Genomic DNA, 6,255 nt, shown 5'->3' with positions numbered 1-6,255 from the left:
TGTTGCAGCGGCAGGCCTTTCGCGTCGTTCATCTCAATCCGTGACCTGGCGCCGGARATTAAGTGGGAGTGGAGTAAGACGGAACTAATGCGGGTACGGCGGCACATTCTAGCGAGAAGCGCACCCCCCCCCCTACCCTCGATAAACATCCCTTATCGCTAGTCCGCGATCTCAGATGCACAACACTTCCCTGCCTGGCGCTTGCCAGAACCTAGCCCTATTTCGCAGCAGGAACAGGCGTCACACCCTTTCGCACAATCTCCAACCTCCCAACATCGCCAACAGGCACAAGCACGGCTGCTTTCCGCGCTGGGTGCCATAGCGCATAGCTATCACCAAGCCGACCAATCAGGCTAAGGCCGCCCTGCACCTTTCCRTCAACAGTCACAGCCGTCACGTGCTTGCCGCCCCCAGAGGAAACCGTCGCGGCACGCCCGGAACCAAGCATGCTTGACACTATCGAGACATAGACCAGCATTACCAAGGCATAGATCAGCCAAGGGGAATCCTTCACCGTCGCGGGCACCACCGGCGAAAGTTGCACGATCAGCGCACAGATGATTGTCAGAAGAAGCCGTATCAGAAGAGGCCACGTGTTCGACCACCAAAGCAGCAGCCCCAAGCCAGTGAAGAAAAGCAGCGGAAACAACCATGCGAACAGCTTGCTTTTGGCGCTGCCGCTCGTCACCTTTATCTCCACCCAGCCGCTAAACAGCAAGGCCACCAGCATGAGAAACAACACCATGCCGATGCCGGCCAGGCCAGCCAGGGCCAGTTCGCTCACGGCAACAAACTGAAAGGGATCAAGGCCAAAGTGGCCCCAGTACGCCTTCAGATAGAGCGCGCCTTGAATCAGGCCAAACGTGACGACAGCCGAACCCCAGCCAGCCACATCGGCCATCGTTAGCCCTTTTTGCGTACTTTCCATGTACTCCCCCTTTCAAGCGCCCCTGACGCATCCCGGATAGTGCCATGGCGGTAAGCGCGGCGTCAGCCACGCAGTGCACTCTGATTGCAGCGGACGGGCGCCCTGAAGGGCCATCAAGAGACTCGACCCGTCCATCCCTTTGTCGCGTCTGCCCTACTTCCGGCCAGAGCATGTCGGTACCGGCACGAAATATGCGGGCCAACCGCCACCGCCGGCAGCCCTTGCAGGCAAAGCCTCTAGCGCCCTTCCCCGCCATGCAACGATTCTGAAAACGTCGAAAGTGGTGACGGCATTGCCCTTACTGTATTGGCATCGCGCACTACCGGGCGTATTCCTTGCCATGCCACCGAAAACGGGTGGCCGGGATTCGAAACCCCGATTGTGTGGATGTTGTTTTGCGCTTGCCAGCCGGCACCGCCCTGCGCGGTGCCGGCTGGCAATCCGTCTGCCGGATATGGCGGGCGGTGCGTGGAGGCCTTGCGCCTACCCGGTCATCCACACACGGGGTTTCGAGCCACGCATCGTCCGCCACCTTTATCGGTGGCGGCTTCTGCCTGCACGCAAGGAGCCCTGCCATGACAACGCCCTACTCCCCTGCCCCACAGCCCATCCACGAGGCGCCCTCGGCCGGGCCTACCGTGGATCCCAATACCCTCATCGCGCTGCTGCACAGCATCGGCTCGGGCGTGGCCGCCAACGGCCAGCCCTGGCCAGAGCGGCATCAGCTGCGTGGCCGGCAGATGGCGCTGGCCGATGCCGACTGCTCGCTGACAGGCCTGCGCGTGGTGCTGGAAGTGCTGCTGGCCGCAGAACGCACCCGCCAGAATGGTGAGCCGGAGCAATACGTCGGCGACCGGGTGATGGAAGGACTGATCATGGCCGGGCTTGGGCTCGCAGCCCACGCAAGCGAACGGCTGCAGCCGGCAGAGTGAAGGATCACTTTGGTGGGGCCTGACATGAAGGTGCGCCACGGCGTGATGTGGGCGCTCTTTCTGGCGCTGGTCGTTGCAGTACAGATCCATTCGCCAGAGCCTGTTGAGCCGGAAGTGCTCGCGTACCGTGATGTACCCGATGAGACATTCTGGACGCTGCGCCGCCACGCGCTTCGATTCGCAGAGGCGCGGGCGCGGGAGGGTTTCGCGTTCCTGGAGGGGACGCCCGCTTCGGCTTCCTTCCAGATCCAGTGCAAGGGCGTGCCGGTGCTGCACGTGGAAAGGCAGCCGCCGCTTCTGCTGATCCGGGTTGCGCTGGGTACCGAGCATCGGGCGCCTGCGATCTTCCCCCTGCAGGCCTCGCTGCAATGGTCACTGGTGCCATTGAGCTATCTGGAGCAGGTGCTGTCTGGCGTGCAGGAGCCTACGCTGCAGGATCGGCTGCTGACGCTTGCTGGCGATGTGCCTGAGGATGGGCGGTGTGGCGTGCGGTAGTAGGACTACGGCCCCGGCGACGCCCTCACCTCACCCACCCTGCCCCAGCTCCCGCGCAAGGAAGGGCGCCGTCCTGCTGCCCTTGGCGCGCGCCACCTGCTGCGGCGTTCCCTTCGCCACGATGGTGCCGCCCGCAGCGCCTGCGCCAGGCCCGACGTCAATCACCCAGTCCGCCTGCACGACCGCGCGCATGTCATGCTCGATCATCACCACCGTATTGCCCGCGTCCACCAGTCGCTGCAGCTGCACCAGCAGCCTGTCCGCGTCCGATGCATGCAGGCCGGTGGTGGGTTCGTCCAGTACGTAGAGCGTGCGCCCGCGCTGGCTGCGCTGCAGCTCGGTCGCCAGCTTGATGCGCTGGGCTTCGCCACCTGAAAGCTCTGTGGCCGGCTGGCCCAGCCGCAGATAGCCCAGGCCGATCTCCTGCAGCAGCTGCAGCGGACGGGCAATGGCCTCTTCCTCGATGAAGAACGCGTGCGCCTGGTCCACCGTCATCTGCAGGACCTCGGCGATGTTGCGCTCATTCCACAGCACCTTCAGCGTGGCTTCGTTGTAGCGGGCGCCGTGGCAGGTGGGGCACGGCGCATAGACGCTGGGCATGAACAGCAGTTCGACGCTGACGAAACCTTCGCCTTCGCAGGTCTCGCATCGGCCCTTGGGCACGTTGAACGAGAAACGGCCGGCATCGAAACGCCGACGGCGCGCGGCGGGCGTAGCGGCGAACAGCTTGCGCACGTGGTCGAACAGGCCGGTATAGGTGGCCAGGTTGGAGCGTGGGGTGCGGCCGATGGGCTTCTGGTCCACCTGCACTACCCGCTGGATGGCGTCCACATCGCCAGCCAGCCGGCCTCGGGTCGCTTCGATCACGGTCGGCGCGTCGTTGGGCGCACTCTCGGCACTGTTCTCCTCGGGCTCATGCCCCAGGTGCAGCAGCACCAGCTCGGGCAGTGCCTGCGCCATCAGGCTGGATTTGCCCGACCCCGAAATGCCGGTCACTGCGGTCAGCAACCCCAGCGGCACCTGCGCGTCCACACCCTGCAGGTTATGGCGGTGGATGCCCTTCAACTCCAGCCAGCTGCTGGCGCTGCGCTGCCGGCTGGCGGCCGCGGGCACCTGGTCGAACAGATACCGGGCGGTGCGCGATTCCTGGACCTTGCGCAGGCCGTCGGGCTCGCCACTGTAGAGAACGCGCCCGCCGTGCTCACCCGCCTCCGGGCCAACATCCACCAGCCACTGCGCGCGGCGCATCAGCTCCAGGTCGTGTTCGACAACGAACACCGAGTTTCCGCCGTCGCGCAACCGGTCCAGCGCGTCGTACAGCGCCTGGCTGTCGGCGGGGTGCAGGCCGGCCGAGGGTTCATCAAGCACGTACAGCACGCCAAACAGCAACGAGCTGAGCTGCGTGGCCAGCCGCAGGCGCTGCAGTTCGCCGGCCGACAGGGTTGGCGTGGCGCGATCCAGCGAGAGGTACCCCAGGCCCAGGCCTCGCAGCTGGCGTACACGCGCCATGACGCCGCCTGCCAGCCGCTGCGCGGCCAGGCGCTTCTCTTCCGACAGGGCCGAGGTCAGCCGCACGTCGGGGGCTCCAGCATGGACAGGTCGGCCGCTTGCAGCCCGCTGCGTGCGATCGCGTTTCGTGGCGCTGCCGCTGGTACGCGCGCCGCGGCTGTGCGCGCTGAAATCGCCCTGCGCGATGGGCCCCAGCAGGTCCGCCAGTTGGTCCAGCGGCAGCCGCATGAACTCACCGATATCCACGCCGGCAAAGGTGACCGAAAGCGCTTCCGGCTTCAGGCGCTTTCCGTGGCAGGCCGGGCACAACCTGCCTTCCATGTAGCGCGAAACGCGCTTGCGCATCAGCGCGCTCTGGGTGTTGGCAAAGGTGTGCAGCACGTAGCGGCGCGCACCGGTATAGGTGCCCATGTAGCTGGGTTCCAGCTTGCGCTTCAGTGCGGCACGGGTCTCTGCGGGCGTGAAGCCGGCATAGACCGGCACGGTTGGCGTTTCCTCGGTGAACAGGATCCAGTCGCGGTCCTTCTTCGGCAGCTTCTTCCACGGCACGTCGATGTCGTAGCCCAGCGTGACCAGGATGTCGCGCAGGTTCTGGCCATGCCATGCCGGCGGCCAGGAGGCGATGGCACGTTCGCGGATGCTCAGCGACGGGTCCGGCACCATCAGCGCTTCGGTCACCTCGTACACATGTCCCAGGCCGTGGCAGGTGCTGCAGGCGCCCTGCGGCGTATTGGGCGAGAAGTCCTCGGCGTACAGCATGGGCTGGTTGGCCGGGTAGGCCCCTGCGCGCGAGTACATCATGCGTACCAGGCTGGACAGCGTGGTGACACTGCCCACCGAGGAACGTGCATTGCTGGCGCCGCGCTGCTGCTGCAACGCCACCGCCGGCGGCAGGCCGTCGATGGCATCCACATCGGGTACGCCCGCCTGGTCGATCAGGCGCCGCGCGTATGGCGCTACGGACTCGAAGTAGCGCCGCTGCGCCTCAGCAAAGACCGTACCGAAGGCCAACGACGACTTGCCCGAACCCGACACCCCGGAGAACACCACCAGTGCATTGCGCGGAATGGAGACATCGACATTCTTGAGGTTGTGCTCGCGCGCGCCGCGCACCTCCACGCAACCGCTGGCTGCGGCAGCGCATGAGGATTCACCGAAAGGGTTGTTGGACATCGTTGCGTTCCTGCAGGCAGTGAGCGGTGCGCCCTGGAGCGCGCCCAAGGACGCATTTTCGCTGCTGCGAGGTGAATGTGGTGAGGGGACGTGCAGCCCCGCCCTGCGGGCATGCAAATGACCCGCAAGCCGCATTCACCCGCCGAGTGCAAGGGGCGCGTGGCGGCGAACGTATCGCTCAGATGGCGATGAGAACCTTCCCCATCACGGTTCCAGCTTCAAGTGCCTGGTGCGCTTCAGCGATCTTCTGCAGATCCACCTTCAAACCGACATGGGGCGAATAGGCGCCACTGGCAAGGCACGCAGTGATGTCCCTGATCGCGTGGATCTTCGCTTCCTGGGGGACCGAATAGATGTACACGAAGCGGAGCACGCATCCGTGCACCATGGCACGCAACAGTGGCAGGGAAAGCTCATCGGTTGCCTGCGCGGCCGCATAAGCGCTGATGACGCCGCCAGAGGCGAGACATGCCAGGTCAAGGTCGAGATTTGCCCGCACATTGACCTCTACGATGCGATCCACGCCCGCCCTCCGGGTATGGGTGTTGATCGCGCCGGCGACATCGTCATTCAGACGGTCCAGCACCAGATCCGCTCCGGCCGCCCTGGCAATGCTTGCCTGCTCGGCATTCATGACCGTGGCCGCGACCCAGGCGCCCGCCCACTTTGCCAGCAGGACGGCGGCGGTGCCGACCACGCCTGCCCCGCCTTGCACCAACACCCTTCGGCCGTTGATGTCGCCATCCGCGAAGAGACAGCGATGCGCCGTCAGTGCCGGAATACCCAGCGATGCACCCACCTCGAAAGAGACATCGCCAGGCAGCGGCACGGCGTGCCCAGCGGGCACGACCACGAACGCTGCAGCCGTTCCGCTCGCCCTGCCGTACTGGGCTTCATAGATCCAGACGCGCTGCCCTATACGGCCCGCCTCTTCCGGGTCGCCCACCGCATCGATGACACCGGCACCGTCCTGGTGGGGAATGATTCGTGGAAAGGGCATCGGCGCGGAGAACCCTGTGCGGGCCTTGAGGTCTGTGGGATTGAGCCCGGACATGTGCATCCGCACCCGGACTTCACCTGGCCCCGGTTGTGGGGTGGGCAGCTCTGCAACGCAGAGCACCTCATCAGCCGGGCCTTGGCGGTCGTAATACGCAGCTCTCATGCGTCTTCTCTCTGATTGCGAAGGGGCTCCCTTCCGGGCCAGCACTATCAGAGGCC

General features: G+C 65.2%; 5 protein-coding genes. 2 read left to right on the top strand and 3 right to left on the bottom strand.

Translation table 11 applies throughout. The annotated features are described in order from the left end of the window. Positions 1 to 217: 217 nt before the first annotated feature. Positions 218 to 928 (bottom strand): hypothetical protein, encoded by a 711-nt coding sequence (locus AC1DJN_RS07140; RefSeq protein ID WP_442251926.1) that lies wholly within the window; start codon positions 926 to 928, stop codon positions 218 to 220. A 575-nt stretch (positions 929 to 1,503) separates the two neighbouring features. Here AC1DJN_RS07140 and AC1DJN_RS07135 point away from each other — a divergent pair. Both AC1DJN_RS07135 and AC1DJN_RS07130 read left to right on the top strand, forming a co-directional pair. After that, positions 1,504 to 1,860, top strand: coding sequence for a hypothetical protein (locus tag AC1DJN_RS07135; protein WP_442251925.1), 357 nt, complete (start codon positions 1,504 to 1,506; stop codon positions 1,858 to 1,860). 24 nt (positions 1,861 to 1,884) lie between these two features. After that, positions 1,885 to 2,355 carry a hypothetical protein gene (locus AC1DJN_RS07130; RefSeq protein ID WP_442251924.1) on the top strand — a complete coding sequence of 157 codons (471 nt, stop codon included), beginning with the start codon at positions 1,885 to 1,887 and terminating at the stop codon, positions 2,353 to 2,355. Between the two features lie 30 nt (positions 2,356 to 2,385). On the opposite strand, the gene AC1DJN_RS07125 is transcribed toward AC1DJN_RS07130, so the two are convergent. Together AC1DJN_RS07125 and AC1DJN_RS07120 are read right to left on the bottom strand one after the other, a co-directional pair. Further along, positions 2,386 to 5,037, bottom strand: coding sequence for an excinuclease ABC subunit UvrA (locus AC1DJN_RS07125; RefSeq protein ID WP_478013506.1), 2,652 nt, complete (start codon positions 5,035 to 5,037; stop codon positions 2,386 to 2,388). A gap of 178 nt (positions 5,038 to 5,215) precedes the next feature. After that, positions 5,216 to 6,199 carry an NADPH:quinone reductase gene (locus AC1DJN_RS07120; protein WP_442251922.1) on the bottom strand — a complete coding sequence of 328 codons (984 nt, stop codon included), beginning with the start codon at positions 6,197 to 6,199 and terminating at the stop codon, positions 5,216 to 5,218. Positions 6,200 to 6,255 lie beyond the last annotated feature (56 nt).

It is taken from the genome of Stenotrophomonas sp. 05L414_2, assembly GCF_056397905.1.
The sequence above is the reverse complement of the archived record's forward strand: the minus strand, read 5'-3'. Positions and strand labels throughout refer to the sequence as shown.